We start from the raw sequence: 18,797 nt of genomic DNA, 5'->3' as shown, positions 1-18,797 counted from the left end.
AAGGCATGCGCGATGAGTTTGGGTGAGCCATACCGGGGGCTTGCGCCGCGAAAGCGTTGGATGGCGGCGGCGGCAATGTGGTTGGCCATCGGCATGACAACTATCGACGGCTCGATTACAAATGTCGCGCTGCCTGCGATTGGCGCGGCGCTCGATGTTTCGCCTGCTGCTTCCATCTGGATCGTGAATGCCTATCAGATCGCGGTCATGATGACTTTGCTTCCGCTCGCGGCTCTGGGCGAGTGGATTGGCTACCGCAAGGTCTATCAGGCGGGGCTGATTTGTTTCGTGATCGCATCGATCGGCTGTTCACTGTCGAGCAACCTGGAGGGGTTGGCGATATGCAGGGCGCTTCAGGGGCTTGGTGCGGGCGGGGTCATGTCCGTCAATGGCGCCCTTATTCGATATATCTATCCGCAATCCAGGGTCGCACGCGGCATAGGCTACAATGCTCTTGTCGTCGCCATTGCCTCGGCAGCCGGCCCCACTGTCGCTGCCGTGCTGCTGCGGGTTGCAGAGTGGCCGATCCTCTTTGCGATAAACCTGCCTATCGGCGCGTTATCGCTTTTAGCGGGTTGGCGGGCGCTGCCTGACGAGACGGGTGGCGCCAAAGGCTTTGCCAAGGTCCAGGCTGTTCTTTGCGCCGCAGGACTGGGGATGCTTGCGCTGTCGTTCATCAATCTCGCGCAGTGGCGCTTGAGTTATGCAACCGTATTCGAGGCTACTTTCGGCGTGGCTGCGCTTGTAGTTCTGGTGCGCAAGCAAAGGAATTCCGGCAAGCCGATGCTTCCCGTCGACCTGCTGGCTTATCCCGCCTTACGTCTTGCCTACCTTGCCTCGCTGCTTACGTTTGCTGCTCAGACGATGGCTCTCATCGCTTTGCCCTTTCTTTTGAATTTCAGGTTCGGCATCGACACCTTTATGACCGGGCTGATCATTACACCCTGGGCATTCGCCGTCGCTGCAGGCGCGCTGGCCTCTGGCAGGATTTCCATGCATTCTCCACTGGATGCGCTCGCGACTTGCGGTCTTCTCCTGTTTACCTTGGGATTGGTCTGTTTCACGTTTGTGCCGACAGGAAATCATCTGGTCAGCCTGCTCGGCTGTTCGCTCATAAGCGGCCTTGGATTTGGCTTGTTTCAGACCCCCAACAATCGAACGATGCTGGCCTCGGGGCCATTGGAGCGCAGTGGAGCTGCTGCCGGCATGCAGGCAAGCGCGCGCTTGACGGGTCAGACCATCGGTGCAGCTCTCATGGCGTGCAGCTTCCATTTCTTCGGCGCCGGGTCGGACGCGGGCCTTTCAATGGCCGCGCTCCTTGCGCTTTTGGCTGCGCTTGTGGCCGGTCTCAAGGCTCGGCGTGCCAAAGCGAGCTTAGCCCAAGGAACTTAGCCCGACGAACTTAGCTCTGGGCCGCAATATCCTTCCATCGAGACGCTGCTCGAGAATGTGCGCAACAAGGCCGGGCAGTCGCGCCAGGACGAACAGCCCGGCGCTGGAACCGTGCGGAAAGCCAAGCCCGGTCGTCAGGGCGAGGATCGCCAACTCATGGCGAGGGTGGATCTCAAATTCGCGAGCGATCGTTTCAGCGTAGAGCAGGATATTCTCCCCATCTTGCGTTGCCGGGCCACATTGGCGCATCAACTGGAAAAGATGTTCGGCTCTGGGGTCGCCTGCCGGGTAGAGGGGGTGTCCAAATCCCAGCGGGGAACTGCCTGACCGGATGGCGGCGCGCGCACGTTCGATGATCCGGCTGGCATCGCCGGATCGCACAAACACCTGTTCCATCTGGGCATAATGGCGTCCGATTTCGCTCCCGGTCATCGTGCAGAGCGCTGCCGTGACGCAGGAATGGAGAGGGGCGCCGCTTGATGCAGCGATCCGCGCTGCGAATGTGCCCGGGGACAGTTCGTGATCTGCAAACAGCACGAGCAAAGCCTCGATTATCCCGCTGACCAGATCGCAATTCGCAGGAACGAAGGCCCGAGCGATGCAATCGGAGATTTTTTCTTCAGGCAGCAATTCAGTTCGCGGGGCGCTGCGGTTCAGTAAGGAAAGTGAGCAGGCTGTCGCTTGTATGAGCTCGCGGGCGGCGTGGAGTGTATCGCCCTTGCGCAAGCGGGCAGATGCCGTCCCGCGAGCCATGCCAAGCTCGATCGTCAACCTGGCGAATGTCTCAAGCATTTGCTCCGGGGCGTCGGGAGATGGAAGCGCTTTGGCGTTCTGCGGTAGAGAGCACGTGTCCCATGCAAACGCTCCTTCGTGCAGTAGTCCCGTCCAGAGCAGTTCGCTCACAGCTTCGAAGGTCACTTTCTCCGCCGCGAGCTTAGTTGCAAGGTGCCCTCGATACCGCGGTCCGGCTGCGGTTATTTCCACCAGCCGGGTCGGAATGATCGGCTCGCCATGGTGCATGGCGTCTGCTGCCACAGGGCCATGCCCGGATCGCGCGGCGGCGCGCTCATGGAGGCGTGCGACGTCCTCGCCGAAATAGAGCCTCGATCGGCCGTCGGGATGCCGAACACTTCGAATCAGACCTCGGCTTACGTACGAATAGAGGGTCTGCGGCTTTACCTTGAGGCGCTCGATCGCTTCGGCCGCAGTAAGCAAACTGTTCGTCATCGTGCCCTCAATCGTCACGTTGATTCATCTATCAATCTTGATCGACATACCGATCCAGCTCCATCCTGATCAAGACGATTATGAACAGGAGAGGTCCAGGTGCGATCCATCACGCATGATACGCCCAATCAAATCGAAGCAGATGCCGAGAAGCCGCTATTTGGCAGCGACGTGATCGCGCAGGCATTGCGCGATCTCGAAATACCATTCCTGGCGCTCAACCCTGGCGCGAGCTTCAGGGGCCTGCACGACAGTCTCGTAAACCACCTCGGCAACCAGTCCCCCCAGATGCTGCTGGTTCTGCATGAGGAGAGTGCTGTCGCCATCGCACACGGCTTCGCGAAAGCTACCGGCAGAACGATGGGTGCGGTTCTCCATTCCAATGTCGGACTGATGCATGCGTCGATGGCGATCTTCAACGCATGGTGCGATCGAGTGCCCATGATGCTTCTGGGGGCAACCGGACCTGTGGACGCTGCCCGCCGGCGCCCATGGATCGATTGGCTGCACACGTCGGCCGATCAAGGTGCGATTGTGCGCGATTATACGAAATGGGACGACCAGCCTGCCTCCGTGCCGGCGGCCGTAGAGGCTCTTGCGCGTGCACGCTTGATTGCGACGACCGCGCCTTATGGACCGACATACGTCAATCTCGATGCGGCGATCCAGGAGGCCGAGGTGGGGGGTAAACCGCCGCTCAGGAACGTTTCCCGGGCCTTGCCGCCCCCGGCAGTGCATCCTTCGCCGGAACTTGTCCGGCAGGCAGCGCAGATGCTCTCGCAGGCCAGCAATCCGGTCATGCTTGTCGGCAGGGTCGGGCGGGACGAAAAGGCATGGGCCGCCAGGGTCGCTTTAGCCGAAGCTCTGGACATGCCCGTGATCTGTGACCTGAAAACCGGCGCAACGTTTCCGACGGCCCACCCGCTCCTCGTGTCCGCTCCCGGTTTCTTCCTGACACCGGAGGCCTGCGAGATCGTGCGCAGCGCAGACGTTGTTGTTTCGCTCGACTGGATCGATCTGGGAGGTACGCTGCGGCAATGCTGCGGCGGAGAGGAAACGGCGGCAAAGGTTCTGCAGATATCCCTCGACCAGCATCTTCATCGGGGCTGGAACATGGAGTATTTCGGTCTGGCACCAACCGATGCCTATCTGCTTTGTGATCCTGACGTCGCAACGCCGCTGCTTCTCGAGCAGGTCGAGCGACGCCCAGCGCGAGATCGGGCCTTTGAGGCGATGCGCGAAGCCCGGGCCCATGGGCTCGATGACCATGGGCCGCTGACGATGAAGCAACTGGCGGAAGCGCTGGATGTTGCGATCGGCGAAACGCCTGTTTGCTTCGCACGGTTGCCCTTGGGGTGGAACGGCGGTTACCGCAACTGGTCGCATCCGCTTGATTACCTGGGATATGACGGAGGCGCGGGAATCGGTTCAGGGCCGGGGATGGCCGTTGGAACGGCTCTCGGGCTGATCGACACGGGCCGCACGACCATAGCGGTATTGGGCGACGGGGATTTCCTGATGGGCGTGACCGCCATCTGGACCGCCGTTCATTACGGCATCCCGTTGCTGATCGTGGTGGCCAATAACCGCAGTTTCTATAATGACGAGACCCACCAGGAAAAAGTGGCGATCCAACGCGGCCGGAATGTCGAGAACAAGTGGATCGGGCAGGCGATTTCCGGACCGGACATCGATATTGCTGCAATGGCGCGTGCGCAGGGCGCGATCGGGATCGGGCCTGTGTCGAGCGGGATCGAGCTCAAGACCTGCCTCGAAGACGCTCTCGATATTGTCAAGGGCGGGGGCGTGGTCGTCGTCGATGCACGGGTACAGCCCGGATACAGCTCCAACATGAGCGGGACGACCGCTGCACACAAAAGGTGATTTATGGATCGCGATGAACTGCTGCGCTGCCTTCCCTCGAACCGGGAACTTTTTTACGGTGGCCGTTGGCACAGCCCGATTTCCGGGCTCTACGAGCAGACGATCGATCCGGCGACGGGTGCCTCGCTGGGAGACGTTGCCGAAGGCGGGACGTCGGATGTGGCCGCTGCGGTGAGCGCCGCTCATGCGGGTTTTCTTGTCTGGGCAAAATTGAAGCCGTCCGAGCGTGGTTCCATCATGCGTGAGGCCGCCTCGATCTTGCGCCGTCATGCCGAGGAATTTGCACTTATCGATGCGCTGGATACGGGAAACCCGGTGGCGCAGATGATTGCGGACGCGCATATCGCCGCGGCCTCGATCGACTATTTCGCTGGATTGGCCGGCGAGTTGAAGGGGCAAACCATACCTCTGGGCAATGGCAACCTCAATTACACCTTGCGCGAACCCCTTGGGGTGGTTGCGCGCATTGTCGCGTACAATCACCCGCTCATGTTCGCGGGGACCAAGATCGGCGCACCCTTGGCGGCTGGGAACAGCCTGATCATCAAGGCTGCTGCGCAAGCTCCGTTGTCGGCACTTCGCCTGGCGGAACTGATTGGAGGACTGTTTCCCGATGGTGTCCTCAATGTGGTTACCGGCGGTGTCGAATGCGGCAGGGCATTGGCAGAACATACAGGGATTGCTGCTGTATCGCTTATCGGCAGCATTCCGACCGGACGCGCCGTGATGCGCTCGGCATCGGAGACACTCAAGCCGGTGATCCTCGAACTTGGCGGCAAGAATGCGCTGATCGCTTATCCGGATGCGGACTGCGACGCGGTGGCCGACGGGGCAGTGCGCGGCATGAACTTCACCTGGGCTGGTCAATCCTGCGGCTCTACGAGCAGGCTGTTCCTGCATTCGGACATCCATGATCAGGTTCTGGAGAAGATCGTCCGGCTGACCCGGGATAGGCACCGACCCGGCCTGCCGACCGACCATGCAACGACGATGGGCCCGCTCGTGAGCAAGGCGCAACATGACAAAGTGCTTGAGTTCATCGCGAAGGGAAAGGAGCAGGGGGCAAGGCTCGTGACAGGAGGCGAGGTGCCGAATGATCCTGCGCTTGCGTCCGGCTGGTTCGTCGAGCCGACAGTCTTTGCCGACGTCACCTCACAAATGGCGATAGCTCGTGAGGAGATATTCGGGCCTGTCCTATCGGTGATCCGCTGGTCAGATGAAAACACTTTGTTCGAGCAGGTGAACGAGCTGGACTACGGCCTTACTGCGGCGATCTTCACACGAGATTTAAACACCGCGCACCTTGCTGCGCAGCGTGTTCAAGCAGGTTACGTATGGATCAATAATGTCAGCGAGCATTTTCCAGGGGCGCCATTTGGCGGATACAAGCAATCGGGGCTAGGTCGTGAAGAGAGTCTGGAGGAAATGTACGAGTTCAGTCAGCTGAAAAATGTAAACATCAAGTTCTGACCATGTGAACTGGTTTAATGCGTTACGAATTATCCAGATCCAGATTGTCAAGATGCGATTTGAGATTGGAGGACATGCGTGCAAGCACGGATGCGCAAATCGCGACCTCCGCAGGATCGATGCCGGCTTGCGCCACGCGATTGATGTCTATTGCATATTGCATGACCTCCTTCTCGAGGGCTTTGCCCCGTTCGGTCAGGAAGATTCCGAATTTTCGGCGATCTTTGGTATCGCGAACCCGTTCGACGAGGTCGTGCGAGACCATTCCATTGATCATCGCAACCGTAGTATTCTCAGCGACATTGGTCATGTCGCTGAGATACTTTTGCGTAACGCCGTCTCCCAGCCACAAAACTCGCAAGTAATACCAGAACCCGGTTTTTATGTCGTGTCGCGCAAGGTGAGCGTTCAAAAGTCTGTCGAAGCGCCGATGGCAGCGGCGCACCTGATACCCCAGACTTTTCTCCGGTTCCAAGTGAGGCTTCTTTCGGGGCATCGTTCTCTCCAGCATGACGAGTCGGTCGCAAAATACCGGCTTACGCGATCTCTACCGGGAAGGTGAGGGATGCGCAAAGATGGCTGCTGACCGCAGCCCGATACTGGAGGAATCGGACGGTCCTGCCCCCAGGACCCGCACGGTGATTTGCTGGTCCGATCGGTCGTACCCGATGGACCAGCAAATTCAGCCACCCCACAATTCAGTGGAGAAAGCGAAGCGTCAGATGCGGAATTCCGCGAAGGTCTCGGGCGCAAACATTTCCTCGACGGTCAAACGGCGCGGAGACAGGCCCTGTTCGTGATGGTAGCGCGTAAATGTCTCGATGACGTTACGATTGCGCTCGATGCCGTAGGGCCACCAGGAATCTCCCAGGGTCGCAATCGTGTCTTCGACCGCCGCGATTTGCCATGGGAGCATAGTCTTCAACGAGGCGGAGACCCGCAATTGCTCGTAAGTGTGTCGCTGAGATTCCGAGAAAGCCTTCAAAAGCGACTGGGCCACCCAGGGATGCCGCTCGTAGATTTCACGGCGTATCGCGACAACGTGCATGATAGGAAAAATGCCGGTCTTGGCGTAGTAGGCTTTCTCGACGTTCACGAAGTCAGGGAACAAGCGGCGTACGTTGTGAGGTTCGCTGTAGAACGTCGATGGTGCACGCGCCGTATGCAGGGCATCGATCTCGCCATCTGCCAGCATTCGGGTCAATGTCTGGGTAGGGCCGATCGGCTCAACGCGAAAGCGCTCTGGCAGATCGAGGCGCAGCTTCTCTTCACGGCCGGGTTCCTCTTCGCCGCCTGTCACGTAAGTGACGCTATCGGGGGCAATCCCGTATTCATCCTGCAGAATGCCCCGGATCCAGACCGGAGCGGTCATCTGATACTCCGGCACGCCGATCCGCTTGCCCACCAGATCCTCGGGCTTCTCGATCCCGCTCTTGGCAGACACGAAGATGCATGAATGACGGAAGAAACGGGATGGAAATACAGGGATCGCGATGAAGCCGGGGTTTTCCCGCCCGAGCGTCACGCAGTAGGACGACATCGACAGTTCGGCGACATCAAATTCCTTATTGCGCAACATGCGGAAGAAAGTTTCCTCGACGTCGAGCACCTGGAAGTTCAGGTCGATGCCATCCGGACGCACGGTGCCGTTCTGCAGCGCCTCGGTACGGTCATAGCCCCAACAGGCGAGCGAAAGTTCTAGTCGGCTCATTACTTGAAATTCTCCACTTGTAGGTCGGTGATTATCTTGCGGGGATCGACATCTGTTCCCTGACTGCTGGACATGATGAGGGCGCGGCAGCACGCCATTGTCTCGAGCCCCCATTGGCCATCATGCAGTCCGGTCGGGCGGCCAGCCACCGCCGCCACGAACTCCTCCAGCACCGCGGCGCGCGGGACCTTCGGTGGGGCTATGGGATGGAATATCCGCCGTTCGTTTTCGTAGATCTCGATGCCGGTCGGCAAAAGTTTCATGTCTGCCTTCTCGCAGCTCACGATGATGAAGCCGAAATGCTCATGGTGCGGCGCTTTTGCAGATCGAGGACCGTCACCGCCATACGTCCTTGCGGCTTTTGCTGATTGCTCGCCTTCGGTTCCGATCCGAGCGAGCTGGCGGCGCGCCTGGCCATAGAGTTCCGGATCCTTGGTCTGTCCAAGTTCCGAAATCCATCCCAGCAGCTCATCGCTGTCGTAATGGGCGTAGCCGCTGTAGGACAGCGATGCGGCAGCGCCCCCTTCGAAGGTCATCAGTGCCGTGTAGGCCCCATCGCTCGGTCGCTGGCTGTCCCAATTCGCTGTCACCGCGCGTATGCCGGTGACCGGACTGCCGACCAGCCTGCGCACCACATCGATCTGGTGTGCTGCCTGACTGAACACGACGCCGCCTCCGCGAGCCGGATCCAGCTCTTCGGGCCTGCGCGGGCGGAACATAAAATCGGTGAAGTTCAGGGCGGTCACCATCCTCACCTGACCGAACTCCCGCGATGCGACGAGTGATGCCGCTGTCCGGACCTGCTCGTCGAAGCCGTGGCTCGGACCGACAATGAGCGCCAGGCCTGCCTCCCGTGCGGCTCCTGCCATGGCCAGGCAATCCTCGACCGAGGTGGCCATGGGCTTCTCGACCAGGACATGCTTTCCGGCCCGCAACGCCGCGAGTGTCTGGACGGCGTGGAGGTCGTGCGGCGTGGCTATGTAAACCGCATCGATCGTCTCGTCCTGAAGGAGTTCGTCCAGAGTGGCGTAACCCGGAGCGCCAAACTCCTCGGAGAAACGCTGCAACGCCTCCGGCCGCAAATCAGTGGCTCCCGCGAGCACTACGCCGGGATGCGCGATCAGCGCCGGTAAGGTGAGCATGAAGCCTCTTCCGAGCCCTGCGACACCAAGTCTGAGAACTTCCACGTCACTCCTCTCTCTGCATCGTTGAGCCTCGTTCAAACACCGGGGCTTGAAACGGCAAATACTTCGCTATAGAAGTGTTGGCAAGGGGCGACCGTGCGAAGAGTCGGTCCCGCTGATCCATGACGCAATCGAAGAGGCTGTCTGATGACTCCTGAACAAAATGACCTGCTCTGCCTTGTTGAAGGTTCGGCGCCGATGGGTGCACTCATGCGTGAGCACTGGCTGCCGGCGTGCATGATCGAGGAAGTCGCCGAACCCGACTGTACACCCGTGCGTGTTCGGTTGTTGGGCGAGGATATGGTCGTATTTCGCGATTCCAAGGGGCGTGTGGGTGCTCTCGATGAGAAGTGCCCGCACCGCCGAGCGTCTCTGGCGTTTGGCCGGAACGAGGAATGCGGTCTGCGCTGTCTTTATCACGGCTGGAAGTTCGACGTCGACGGCAACGCGGTTGATATGTCGTCGGAACCTGTCGACGCCAAGCTGCGCACGACGATGAAAACCAGGGCCTATCCTGTCGAGGAGGCCGGCGGCTTCGTATGGGTGTGGATGGGCGATCCCGAGAAGGTGACGCCGTTCGATGCACCGAATTGGGCTTCTGCTCCGGCGGACAAGATCAGCATCGTCAAGATGCACGGTGCGTGCAACTGGGCTCAGGTCCTTGAGGGTTCGATCGACTCGGCGCACAGCTCGAGCCTGCATTCCTCGAACATGCCGGCAGCCACCGACGTTGCGGGATCGACCGCAACCGAGACGGCATGGCTGCGGCCGTCCGCCGACAAGGCCCCGCGGATCGAAGTCCAGAAGACGAATTTCGGGTTCCGGTACGTCGCGATTCGTAAGCCGATCGTCGACGCGGAGACGACCGATTACATCCGCATGACGCTTTTCGTGGCGCCGTTTACCGTTCATATTCCTTCGAACGATCAGTACCACCTCAGCCAGATGCTGGTTCCGATCGATGACGTGAACACGATGTTCTACTGGATCGCCTGGCACCCGGAAAAGGGTATCGGCCAGGATGCCTGGCGCAAGTTCTGCGGTGCCGAGGTTGGCAAGGATGTGGAGCCGGTCACGTACCTTAAGGTTCGAAACGCACAGAATAACTACCTGCAAGACCGCGATGCAATGCAGGCCGGTGACTTTACCGGTATCTATGGCATTCCTGCGCAGGACATGGCGATGTGGGAATCGATGGGTCCTATTGCGGATCGCGGAGATGACCGGCTTGGATCAAGTGACAAGGCCATCTTCACTTTCCGGACACAGATGTACCGGGCGGCGCAGGCCGTTTCGCGCGGAGAAGCCGCCATTGGAACTACCGAACCGCATATCCCTCAAGGCAAACTGATGTCTTTCGAAGGCATTGTCGAAAAGGGAGCGGACTGGCGACTTCTCAATGTCTCCGCGGAAGAGCGCGAGATCACTCTGCGGGATGAAAAGGAACCGTCCGAGCAGGAAGGTGTGGTCGCCTGATGTACGATACGGTCACGCAGCCGGATGTCATCCGCGACGAACTGGAATACGCCGATCTGGCCGAATTTGCCGTGAACATCCTTCGGGAGGATCTGGGGAGCGGCGGGGACGTCACCTCCCGGGTCACCATCGAAGAAACGGCGCGGCTGACGGCGGCCGTCGTCAGCCGCGATCGTCTCGTACTGGCGGGGATTCATGCGGCGGTCGCGGTGTTCAGGGAAATGGATCCAGAACTGAAAGCCGATTTGCTGTGCAAAGACGGGGACCGCCTTGAACCTGGCGATGCGATCATGCGCGTTCATGGCAATGCCCGGGCGCTGCTTGGCGCGGAGCGCTCGGCACTCAACGTATTACAGCATCTCAGTGGTATCGCCACGCTGACGAGCCAGTACGTGGAAAAGCTCGAGGGCACCGGCTGTGTCCTGCTGGATACGCGAAAGACGACACCGGGCCTTCGCGCTCTCGAAAAGTACGCCGTTCGTGCCGGGGGCGGTGCTAATCATCGGATGAGGCTCGACGATGGCATTTTGATCAAGGACAACCACGTCGCGCAATGTGGCGGTGTGGAGATGGCCGTTCGCGCAGCGAAGGCGGCAGCGACCGGGCTTGAGGTCCAGGTGGAGGTTGATACGCTCGAACAGATCGGCCCGGCGCTCGATGCTGGAGCGGACCGGCTTCTGTGCGACAATATGTCCGTTGCCGAACTCGTTCAGGCAGTCAGGATCGTAGCCGGTCGCGTGCCCATCGAAGCCTCGGGGGGCGTCACGCTTGAGACCATCCGCACCATTGCAGAAACGGGGGTTGATTTCGTTTCCGTAGGGCGAATTACGCAGAGCGCGCCTGCCGCCGATATCGGGCTCGATTATGTGTTTTGTTGAGATTTGGGGAAACTAGTTCCCGCATCTGCCTGACGGATTGTGGTGTAGTGAGGCGTTCTTGAATATCAAGATCATATCCCGCAGTGGCGATGCCATTGAGGTTCCAGCAAGCGGAAGCGGCTCACTCATGGAGGTTATCCGGTCTTCCGATAACGATGAGTTGATGGCGCTGTGCGGGGGGTGTTGCTCATGCGCGACATGCCACGTCTATATCGATGACGCTTATGTGGATCTGCTTCCGGTACTGAGTGAAGACGAGTCCGACTTACTGGATTCCTCAAGTCATCGGCGCGCCAACTCACGCTTGTCGTGCCAGATCCACATCGCTCCCGAGTTGGAAGGAATGGCCGTTTCCATTGCGCCCGAAGATTGATTGCGATCGCGCCCTCAGGTCAAAGGCCGGATAAAAACCTAAGGAACAGGCATGGATTACGTTGATGTGGCAATCGTCGGAGCGGGTCATGGTGGAGCGCAGTGCGCGCTGGCGCTGCGCCAGAACGGTTTCGAGGGAACCATCACCGTGATCGGGCGTGAGCCAGAGCACCCTTACGAGCGGCCGCCGCTGTCGAAGGAATATTTCGCGAGGGAGAAGACGTTCGATCGGCTCTACATCCGCCCGCCGACGTTCTGGGCCGAGAAGGACGTGACCTTCAGGCTCAATACCGAGGTCACGGCGGTCGATCCGGCGGCGAAAGAACTGACGCTCTCGAATGGCACCGCGATGAGCTACGGCAAGCTGGTCTGGGCGACCGGCGGCGATCCGCGCCGGCTGTCCTGCGCCGGCTCGGACCTTGCCGGCATTCACGCCGTGCGCACCCGCGAGGACTGCGACACGCTGATGGCCGAAATCGATGCCGGGACACGCAGGATCGTCGTCATCGGCGGCGGCTATATCGGGCTTGAGGCGGCGGCGGTGCTGTCGAAGATGGGGCTGGAAGTCACCCTGCTCGAAGCCCTGCCGCGCGTGCTGGCGCGCGTGGCCGGAGAGGAACTGTCCGAATTCTACGAGGCCGAGCACCGCGCGCATGGCGTCGACCTGCGCACCGGCGTCGCGGTCGACTGCCTTGAGGGCGATGGGAGCCGGGTCACCGGCGTGAAGCTGGTCGACGGGGAGATCGTGCCGGCGGACGCGGTGATCGTGGGCATTGGCATCGTTCCCGCAGTCGGCCCGCTGATCCTTGCGGGCGCCTCGGGTGCGAACGGTGTGGACGTGGACGAGCTGTGCCGCACTTCGCTGCCGAACATCTACGCCATCGGGGACTGCGCGGCCTTTGCCTGCGACTATGCGGGTGGTACGGTGATGCGAGTGGAATCGGTGCAAAACGCCAACGACATGGCGACCTGCGTGGCCAAGGGCATCTGCAGCCCCCAAAATGGCGAGGATCAAAAGCCCTACAAGGCGTTCCCGTGGTTCTGGTCCAACCAGTATGACCTCAAGCTTCAGACCGCCGGAATCAACATGGGCTTCGACCGGACCGTGATCCGCGGCGACGTGGCAGGGCGCTCGTTCACGGTTGTGTACCTCAAGGACGGCCGCGTGGTCGCTCTGGACTGCGTGAACATGGTCAAGGACTACGTCCAGGGCCGCAAGCTGGTGGAAGCCGGAGCTACGCCTGATCTCGAACGCCTCTCCGATGCAGGTAGCCCACTCAAGGAACTGATTTGAGTCGCTCTCGCGCGAGCCATTGCCTGCCTCAAGCGAGCGCGCTCCAGAAAACGATGGTGGGTTGGTGATATCGGTCAAGTCCAGCAGATTGTTAAAGCCGCCATTTTCATTCGAGAATATGTGGATAGGAATTCGCGCATCAAATCCAGAAGGCGGCTTTATCCTTCGACCGCTTCATCCATGGCTCCTCTAGTAAAAAGCTTGCTGCGCATCAGACCCAGGAGAAGGAAGTTTGCCGCGCTGCGACCCTGTGATTGTGTCATACGCCCGAGCGCGAAGGTCGTAATCCGGCCACCGGAGAAGCGATGACGATCAAGGCGGCCCGCAAGCTGGCCTTCACCCCTGCCAAGATGGTCAAGGACAAGCTCAACGGCTAGTGCTCTAACAGGCTGCGGAAAAAGGCGCCGCAGTGGTCACCGTCGATCTGCGTTCGAAGGAGGGGGACTGGTCTGTCGCTCGTTTCAGGGTGAAATTCGGAGATACCGGCCACGTTGGCGCGGTCGTGGTGACGTGAGCGACACGATTAGGCCGCGGCCAGAAGTTTTGGCAGTCTGATGAGGTTGTAGGCGGCAGCGGTGAGCGTAAAGGACCATCCGACGCGGTCCTGGCCTCGATGGCGGGTCTTTCGCATGGTGCCGCAGGTCTTCGTCCATCCGAACACCTCCTCGATCCGCTTGCGGATTTTCTGGGAGAGGCCGTAGCCGGGATGGCGTGTCGTGCGCCTGTCGATGGCGGAGCGCCGGTTGGTGTTGTTCTGGGCTACGTGCGGGGTGACCTCCATCTCGCGCAGCGCCGCGACGAAGGCGGCGGTGTCGTAGTTCTTGTCCGCGCCCAGTGTAATCCGGTGGCGTCCTTCCATGCGGCCCAACATGGTCAGCGCGGCCTCGCGTTCGGCGGTGCCGGTGGCGTGGGTGAGGATCGCATCGACGACGAGGCCGTTGCGGTTCTCCATCAGGACATGGCCCATGTGGCACAGCTTCGCTGCCTGGCCGCGCGCCTTCTTGAATAGTCGGGCATCAGGATCTGTGGTCGATGCATGGGTTGCATTGCTGCGCTTCTCGCCGCGAAAATCGCGTTCGGCATTACGGTCGGTCGGCGCTGCTGCCTGCTCGCTGCGGCTGGAAGCCAACCCGGCGTCATCGTCATCTCCGGGGCCGCCTTCATCCTTGGGTCTGAAGCTTTTCGCGCTTGCCCACGCTTCGATCAACGTGCCGTCCACCGAGAAATGATCGTCCGAAAGAAGAGCTTGCACGCGTGGCTGGTTGATGATGGCCGACAGGAGCTTGGCGGCAACGTCCCCGGACAGCAGCCTCTCGCGGTTCTTGGTGAAGACCGTGACATCCCAGATCGGCGCATCCATCGCCAGGCCGACGAACCAGCGAAAGAGCAGGTTGTAGTCCATCTGCTCCATCAACTGGCGTTCCGAGCGGATCGAATAGAAGGCCTGCAGGAGCAAGGCCCGAAGAAGTTTCTCGGGTGGGATCGACGGCCTCCCGATACGAGAATACAGGCCGTCGAAGTCCGCGGACAGCACTTCGAGCGCTTCATCGACAATCGCCCGGATCGCGCGAAGAGCATGGTTCGCCGGCACCCGAGCCTCGCAACTCACGTACGAGAACAGCCCCTCGCTCCGTTCATCACCGCCGCGCATCCCGATCCCTTCAACATCCCTCTACGGGATCCTGGAATCAGCAATGCCACATCAAGGCAAGCGCCTTTTTCCGCAGCCTGCTAAAGGCGCTGTTTCGGGAGAGACGGCGCCTATCTCCTGTTCGTGTATTCTCGGCCCCCTTTGCGCGTGCGCCGTGATCGAAGGGCCCCGGGACAACGCGGTGGTTTGCATCGCAGGTCTGGGATGGCCGGTTGCAAGAAATCCGGGGCGCCGGCCATTGAGGTGGGAGGCGCGCATTCTTTCGATGGCCATTTTTATTAGCCAATCGAAGTTTTCCGCGTCGTCGCTACAATCTGTTCCCCTGATTGACGCGCTCCCTTTGCGCTGCGCACGATGGGTGAAGCCGGGTGTGAACGAGACGTCGGATCGGCACGCCTGCCAGCATTCGGCTCCTGATCACCGGCTGACAACCGCAGGAACTGTGATACTCGAATGAAGGTCAAAGGCAGCACTGTCATGACCGACTTCAATTTCGACTGCTCCGCTTTGCGAGACCCATCGCATTTTGGCCGTATCGAATTTCGCGATGAGGCGCGGGTCGATCACGATGTCGACATCCTGGCTTTTGCCGGCGTCGAGCACCACTTTTTGAAAACCAACAAGACGGCGCACGCCGCCGCCTGTACCGTATTCTAGGCCGCGTGATCTGGATCGGTAATGAGCCATTTGGGTAAACCTGCTGTCCCCAGTTTCTCTACCCTGACAAGATCCACAGCAAGTCCGAGCGCCGGATATGCTACCCGTTGCCGCTTTTGATCTGATTGAGCGAGAGGCACGACCAGCAGCCTGCGATTGATCTTCTGACGCCAGTTCATGCCAGCGGTATTCTCGTTCCCCACGAAACATCCTTTGGTGAAGCTGACCCCGTGGAGTTCCATTGCATTGCATTCGAGCCAGAATGTCTCGCCGGATCCAAGCTCCTTGTGTCCTTCCGCGACGCCAAGGCGTAGGCGATGTACCCGCCAGTCCTCGTCAGCGCCTGGTGCGCTCGGCGCTGCTGCGGTTGAGTTGATGGGAGCTATCCAGCGGTAACCGAGCGCATCGAGGGTCGTGCGGCTGAGCGGAACAGGAAAGTGTCGTAAGGGGCATTATTTCCTTTCAAAAGTCCCATTCGGAATTAGGTTGGCGTAGCGGTCTGAGGCCGCCGTTTGCGACGGCGTCAGGCACGGAGAAGTCGTAGCGGCCGAGGAAATTGATGTGACGCCAAGATATCGGCGAGAGCCGAGCGATATCGGCGGGCAGCGGCGGCGTCCCGGCCTCGCTGAGTTGGCGCACGGTTTCCTGCATGTAGACAGCGTTCCAGTGGACGATGGAGTTGAGGGCCAGACCGAGGACCCCAAGCTGCTCCTCTTGGCCCTGACGCAGAGGGCTTCTGATTTCGCCCCGATCGCCGTGATGGACGCGCCGACCGAGCTTGTGGCGCAATTCCTGCCGGTTGAGCTGAAACAATATTCGTCGCCGGAACGGCCGGTCATCGATGTATCGCAGGATATGCAGCGTCTTGATGATGCGGCCGAGTTCAGACAGGGCCTTGGCCAGCGTTGTTGGGCGGTCTTTGACCTGCAGCATTCGCATGACGCCTGCGGCCTTGAGGTGGCCGAGCTTGAGCGATCCGGCCAAGCGGATAAGGTCGGACCAGTTTTCCCGGATCAGATTGATTTTAACCCTGCCCCAGGCGGTCTGATCGAACGGCCCATAGCTCGCCTGGCGGTCGATACGCCAGAGTTTGGCGTCGCCGATGTCCGCCAGACGGGGGCTGAACCGGTAGCCCAAGAGCCAGAACAGACCGAAAATGGCGTCGGAATAGGCGGCGGTGTCGGTCATGATCTCCAGAGGATCGAGCTCGGTTTCCTGCTCCAGCAGGAGAGCCAGGACGACCAGGCTGTCGCGCAACGTGCCGGGGATGACCGCTCCGGTCAGACCGCTGAACTGATTGGAAATCATGTTGTACCAAGTGACGCCGCGCTCCTGGCCGTAATATTTGGGGTTGGGCCCGGCGTGTATGGCGCTCGACGGAGCGACAAAACGCATGCCGTCGGCGCTGGCCACCTCGCCTGCGCCCCAATGTTGGACGATATCCAGACGACTGTGAGCGGAAACGATCGCGGCGTTGGCCGCGGCGATGGTCTCGGGCCGAATGAAATTCTGACCGACCCAAGAAAGACGGTCGCGACGCAGAGCCGCAAATTCCGGGCGCACGATCGGCTCAAGACCGATGTTGCAGGCGCCGCCGACCAGGGTCGCGCACAGGCTTATCTCGAAGTGCTCGACGGTGGCCTGACGCTCGCTCAGATGCGTAAAGGACTTGGCAAATCCGGTTCGCGCCATGACTTCAAGAAAGATGTCGGGCATTCCGGCCTTCGGCATGCGCGTTTGGACGGCGGCGCGAAGTGCTCGAAGGCTCTCGGGTTCATCAAGCTTGTCGAGGGGCGTGACCACAATCCCCATCTTGTCGGCGACCGTCTCAAAACGCAGGTCCGGATTGTCGCCGGCGCGCGCAACGACATGTCGATATGCCTCGTCGAGAAGGCGGGAGAGACCGTCAATCTCAATGTCGGCTTCCAGAGATCGGCCCAGGGCGCGTGCTACCATCAACCTGGAATTGTGCCAGGACTCGCCCTCGAGCATCCCGCGCCGGGGATCCCCGTATCGGATGCCGGGCTTGGCGAACACATCGCGACGCTTGATCGCCAGACGCCACGCATCGATGATCGCGAAGACATAGGCCTTCGGGTCGCGCATCCTGCCATCGTCATCCAGGACATGTTGCCTCCACGCCTTCGAGACCGTAGCGATCGGTGCGCCGCGCATCTTGACGAGAGAGGACCAGTCGTCCACGCCCTTGAGGTAGCTGATCGCGGCCTTGACGTTTTTGCCACCTGGGGCAGCGTCGGTCTCGATGCGGGTAGCGATTTCAAAGAACAATCGCCGGGCGCTCCGCCATTTTGTTCGCAGTTGATCATAGGGCTTGGTCTCCGCGGGCTTGGCGATCGCCTCCACCTTGGACATGGCGGCCTCGATGTCGGGACGGGGCAACCGCTCGAAGAGCACATCTCGCCATTCATTGAGGGGCAGGGCGTCGTCGGTCAAAACCAACAGACCCATTGCGTGGAGCAGCATCGCGGCGCCATCGAGATCGCGCAGACTGCGCAGGCGGGCCTGTTTGTCGGCGGCTTCAGCCCCTTTCACCAAGTCGGCGAGCAGAGCCTCGGCCAGCTCGGCGGCGTCGTCCTGGGCCGCCGCTTCGAGCGTATGGAAGAGCGCGGCTACGGTCGCGGTTCGACGAGGCTCCTGAAGGGCGGCGATGGCCGAGGGCTTGCCGACGCGCGCTACCCGCGCGAGCCGCTCAAGGGTTGTGGCGGGAACGCCCCGCGGTGGCGCCGGCCGCAGATTGAACGCCCGGACCGCATCGAGCCGATCAAGGTGTCGGAAGAGTTCGGTCGGCATGCGCTTGGAGGGAACGGTCCGGAGCGCGTCCAGGGCGGCGAACGTGGATGTGTCGCCATCGTCAAACAGCGCGGCGATGCGCACGCGCTGGTCATCGCTCAAGCTGGCGACCAGATGGCGCCAAAGCCTGGTCCGCGCACGATCGCGGATCCTGCCAACCAGGCGCTCGACGACCGTGACGCCCGGCAGCAGCACCTTGTTGGCGATCAGCCAGGCCGCAGCTCGATCAATCAGGGGGCCGGGCCGATCGTCGCCGCTCCAGCAAAGGGCGTAGAGCCATCGGGTCAGCCGGAAACGTGCCACCGCGTTGTCGCCAAAGTCCGTGAAGCCGCAGTGCGTCCGGATGAGCGCGAGGTGCCGGATGCGTCGGCTTCCCGCAAAATAGGCGTCCACGTCCGTGCCGGGTTCAAGAGCGAGTTGTTCGATCACGGCCGCCAGGACCGACGCTGGGATCTCGGCGGGCGAGACTGGAAATGCGCCCAGAAACCGGGCGCTCGTCAGCATCACGGCAAAGCCGAGCCGATTGTGGTCGCCGCGCAGAGTTCCAATGAGGTCGCGATCAGTTTGGTCCAGATGGAAATATCGCGCGAGTTGATCGGCCGACGGTTCGCCATCAAAGCGGGCAAAGCCCTGACGCTGGGCGTCAGTGAGGTGACGGGTGGGCATACCGTGCGAAACTTTCAACTTTTGCGAAGGGGACGGCCCATGCCGATAAACAAGGCGAATTTCTTCGCAAAACATATGTGCGAAACAAAATTGTTTTGCAGTAACTTTCGCACAATATCTGGAG

Annotated in this window: 14 protein-coding genes and 2 pseudogenes; 8 read left to right on the top strand and 8 right to left on the bottom strand. The window is 60.6% G+C overall.

The features are described from left to right. The first annotated feature begins 12 nt into the window (after positions 1–12). Positions 13–1,392 carry an MFS transporter gene (locus FE851_RS23520; RefSeq protein WP_145206791.1) on the top strand — a complete coding sequence of 460 codons (1,380 nt, stop codon included), beginning with the start codon at positions 13–15 and terminating at the stop codon, positions 1,390–1,392. Here the strand turns inward: FE851_RS23520 and FE851_RS23515 are convergent. After that, positions 1,375–2,619, bottom strand: a complete 1,245-nt coding sequence (locus FE851_RS23515) for a citrate synthase (RefSeq protein ID WP_103098066.1) — start codon at positions 2,617–2,619, stop codon at positions 1,375–1,377. The two genes, FE851_RS23520 and FE851_RS23515, sit on opposite strands and share 18 nt — an antisense overlap. Before the next feature lie 171 nt (positions 2,620–2,790). On the opposite strand from FE851_RS23515, the gene FE851_RS23510 reads away from it, so the two are divergent. Continuing rightward, positions 2,791–4,503 carry a thiamine pyrophosphate-binding protein gene (locus FE851_RS23510; RefSeq protein ID WP_261371172.1) on the top strand — a complete coding sequence of 571 codons (1,713 nt, stop codon included), beginning with the start codon at positions 2,791–2,793 and terminating at the stop codon, positions 4,501–4,503. 3 nt (positions 4,504–4,506) lie between these two features. Further along, on the top strand, positions 4,507–5,973 hold the full coding sequence (locus FE851_RS23505) for an aldehyde dehydrogenase family protein (protein WP_103098067.1): 1,467 nt from the start codon (positions 4,507–4,509) through the stop codon (positions 5,971–5,973). A gap of 22 nt (positions 5,974–5,995) precedes the next feature. On the opposite strand, the gene FE851_RS23500 is transcribed toward FE851_RS23505, so the two are convergent. The 3 genes from FE851_RS23500 to FE851_RS23490 all read right to left on the bottom strand — a co-directional run bounded on the left by FE851_RS23500 (position 5,996) and on the right by FE851_RS23490 (position 8,871). Further along, complete coding sequence (locus FE851_RS23500) at positions 5,996–6,469, bottom strand: MarR family winged helix-turn-helix transcriptional regulator (protein ID WP_103098077.1); 474 nt, start codon at positions 6,467–6,469, stop codon at positions 5,996–5,998. 222 nt (positions 6,470–6,691) lie between these two features. Further along, the gene (locus FE851_RS23495) at positions 6,692–7,684 is read right to left on the bottom strand and encodes a PhnD/SsuA/transferrin family substrate-binding protein (protein ID WP_103098068.1); all 993 of its coding nucleotides are present in this window, start codon (positions 7,682–7,684) and stop codon (positions 6,692–6,694) included. Then, positions 7,684–8,871 (bottom strand): Gfo/Idh/MocA family protein, encoded by a 1,188-nt coding sequence (locus FE851_RS23490; protein WP_103098069.1) that lies wholly within the window; start codon positions 8,869–8,871, stop codon positions 7,684–7,686. The genes FE851_RS23495 and FE851_RS23490 overlap by 1 nt, the downstream gene beginning before the upstream one ends. Before the next feature lie 144 nt (positions 8,872–9,015). On the opposite strand from FE851_RS23490, the gene FE851_RS23485 reads away from it, so the two are divergent. The 5 genes and pseudogenes from FE851_RS23485 to FE851_RS23465 form a co-directional block, all read left to right on the top strand. Next, positions 9,016–10,344 carry a Rieske 2Fe-2S domain-containing protein gene (locus FE851_RS23485; protein WP_103098070.1) on the top strand — a complete coding sequence of 443 codons (1,329 nt, stop codon included), beginning with the start codon at positions 9,016–9,018 and terminating at the stop codon, positions 10,342–10,344. Continuing rightward, positions 10,344–11,222 (top strand): carboxylating nicotinate-nucleotide diphosphorylase, encoded by an 879-nt coding sequence (nadC, locus tag FE851_RS23480; protein WP_103098071.1) that lies wholly within the window; start codon positions 10,344–10,346, stop codon positions 11,220–11,222. Before FE851_RS23485 ends, nadC begins: the two co-directional genes overlap by 1 nt. Before the next feature lie 64 nt (positions 11,223–11,286). Then, complete coding sequence (locus FE851_RS23475; protein WP_245892743.1) at positions 11,287–11,595, top strand: 2Fe-2S iron-sulfur cluster-binding protein; 309 nt, start codon at positions 11,287–11,289, stop codon at positions 11,593–11,595. A gap of 51 nt (positions 11,596–11,646) precedes the next feature. Beyond that, positions 11,647–12,888, top strand: a complete 1,242-nt coding sequence (locus tag FE851_RS23470) for an NAD(P)/FAD-dependent oxidoreductase (RefSeq protein WP_103098073.1) — start codon at positions 11,647–11,649, stop codon at positions 12,886–12,888. 263 nt (positions 12,889–13,151) lie between these two features. Next, a pseudogene (locus tag FE851_RS23465) lies at positions 13,152–13,265 on the top strand (HU family DNA-binding protein); the annotation flags it as partial. A 146-nt stretch (positions 13,266–13,411) separates the two neighbouring features. On the opposite strand, the gene FE851_RS23460 reads toward FE851_RS23465, so the two are convergent. The 4 genes and pseudogenes from FE851_RS23460 to FE851_RS23445 all read right to left on the bottom strand — a co-directional run bounded on the left by FE851_RS23460 (position 13,412) and on the right by FE851_RS23445 (position 18,673). Next, on the bottom strand, positions 13,412–14,539 hold the full coding sequence (locus FE851_RS23460) for an IS5 family transposase (RefSeq protein ID WP_103098074.1): 1,128 nt from the start codon (positions 14,537–14,539) through the stop codon (positions 13,412–13,414). A gap of 417 nt (positions 14,540–14,956) precedes the next feature. Continuing rightward, complete coding sequence (locus FE851_RS27395) at positions 14,957–15,226, bottom strand: fibronectin type III-like domain-contianing protein (protein WP_145206790.1); 270 nt, start codon at positions 15,224–15,226, stop codon at positions 14,957–14,959. Continuing rightward, positions 15,193–15,606 (bottom strand): annotated as a pseudogene (locus tag FE851_RS23450) (tRNA-modifying protein YgfZ); the annotation flags it as partial. The gene FE851_RS27395 and the pseudogene FE851_RS23450, both read right to left, overlap by 34 nt. Positions 15,607–15,658: 52 nt before the next feature. Continuing rightward, the gene (locus tag FE851_RS23445) at positions 15,659–18,673 is read right to left on the bottom strand and encodes a Tn3 family transposase (RefSeq protein WP_145206805.1); all 3,015 of its coding nucleotides are present in this window, start codon (positions 18,671–18,673) and stop codon (positions 15,659–15,661) included. Positions 18,674–18,797: the final 124 nt, after the last annotated feature.

Origin of the sequence: Sphingobium sp. B2 (assembly GCF_007693735.1) — a bacterium.
Lineage (GTDB): Bacteria > Pseudomonadota > Alphaproteobacteria > Sphingomonadales > Sphingomonadaceae > Sphingobium > Sphingobium xenophagum.
Note: the sequence above shows the minus strand (reverse complement) of the source record. Positions and strands in the feature narration are given on the sequence as shown.

Excerpts from the sequence above, each read along its gene's own strand:
- FE851_RS27395 (WP_145206790.1), bottom strand. The coding sequence starts at position 15,226 with ATGGCTCATTACCGATCCAGATCACGCGGCCTAGAATACGGTACAGGC.
- FE851_RS23515 (WP_103098066.1), bottom strand. The coding sequence starts at position 2,619 with ATGACGAACAGTTTGCTTACTGCGGCCGAAGCGATCGAGCGCCTCAAG.
- FE851_RS23505 (WP_103098067.1), top strand. The coding sequence starts at position 4,507 with ATGGATCGCGATGAACTGCTGCGCTGCCTTCCCTCGAACCGGGAACTT.
- nadC (WP_103098071.1), top strand. The coding sequence starts at position 10,344 with ATGTACGATACGGTCACGCAGCCGGATGTCATCCGCGACGAACTGGAA.
- FE851_RS23495 (WP_103098068.1), bottom strand. The coding sequence starts at position 7,684 with ATGAGCCGACTAGAACTTTCGCTCGCCTGTTGGGGCTATGACCGTACC.
- FE851_RS23470 (WP_103098073.1), top strand. The coding sequence starts at position 11,647 with ATGGATTACGTTGATGTGGCAATCGTCGGAGCGGGTCATGGTGGAGCG.
- FE851_RS23445 (WP_145206805.1), bottom strand. The coding sequence starts at position 18,673 with ATGCCCACCCGTCACCTCACTGACGCCCAGCGTCAGGGCTTTGCCCGC.
- FE851_RS23460 (WP_103098074.1), bottom strand. The coding sequence starts at position 14,539 with ATGCGCGGCGGTGATGAACGGAGCGAGGGGCTGTTCTCGTACGTGAGT.
- FE851_RS23520 (WP_145206791.1), top strand. The coding sequence starts at position 13 with ATGAGTTTGGGTGAGCCATACCGGGGGCTTGCGCCGCGAAAGCGTTGG.
- FE851_RS23485 (WP_103098070.1), top strand. The coding sequence starts at position 9,016 with ATGACTCCTGAACAAAATGACCTGCTCTGCCTTGTTGAAGGTTCGGCG.
- FE851_RS23500 (WP_103098077.1), bottom strand. The coding sequence starts at position 6,469 with ATGCCCCGAAAGAAGCCTCACTTGGAACCGGAGAAAAGTCTGGGGTAT.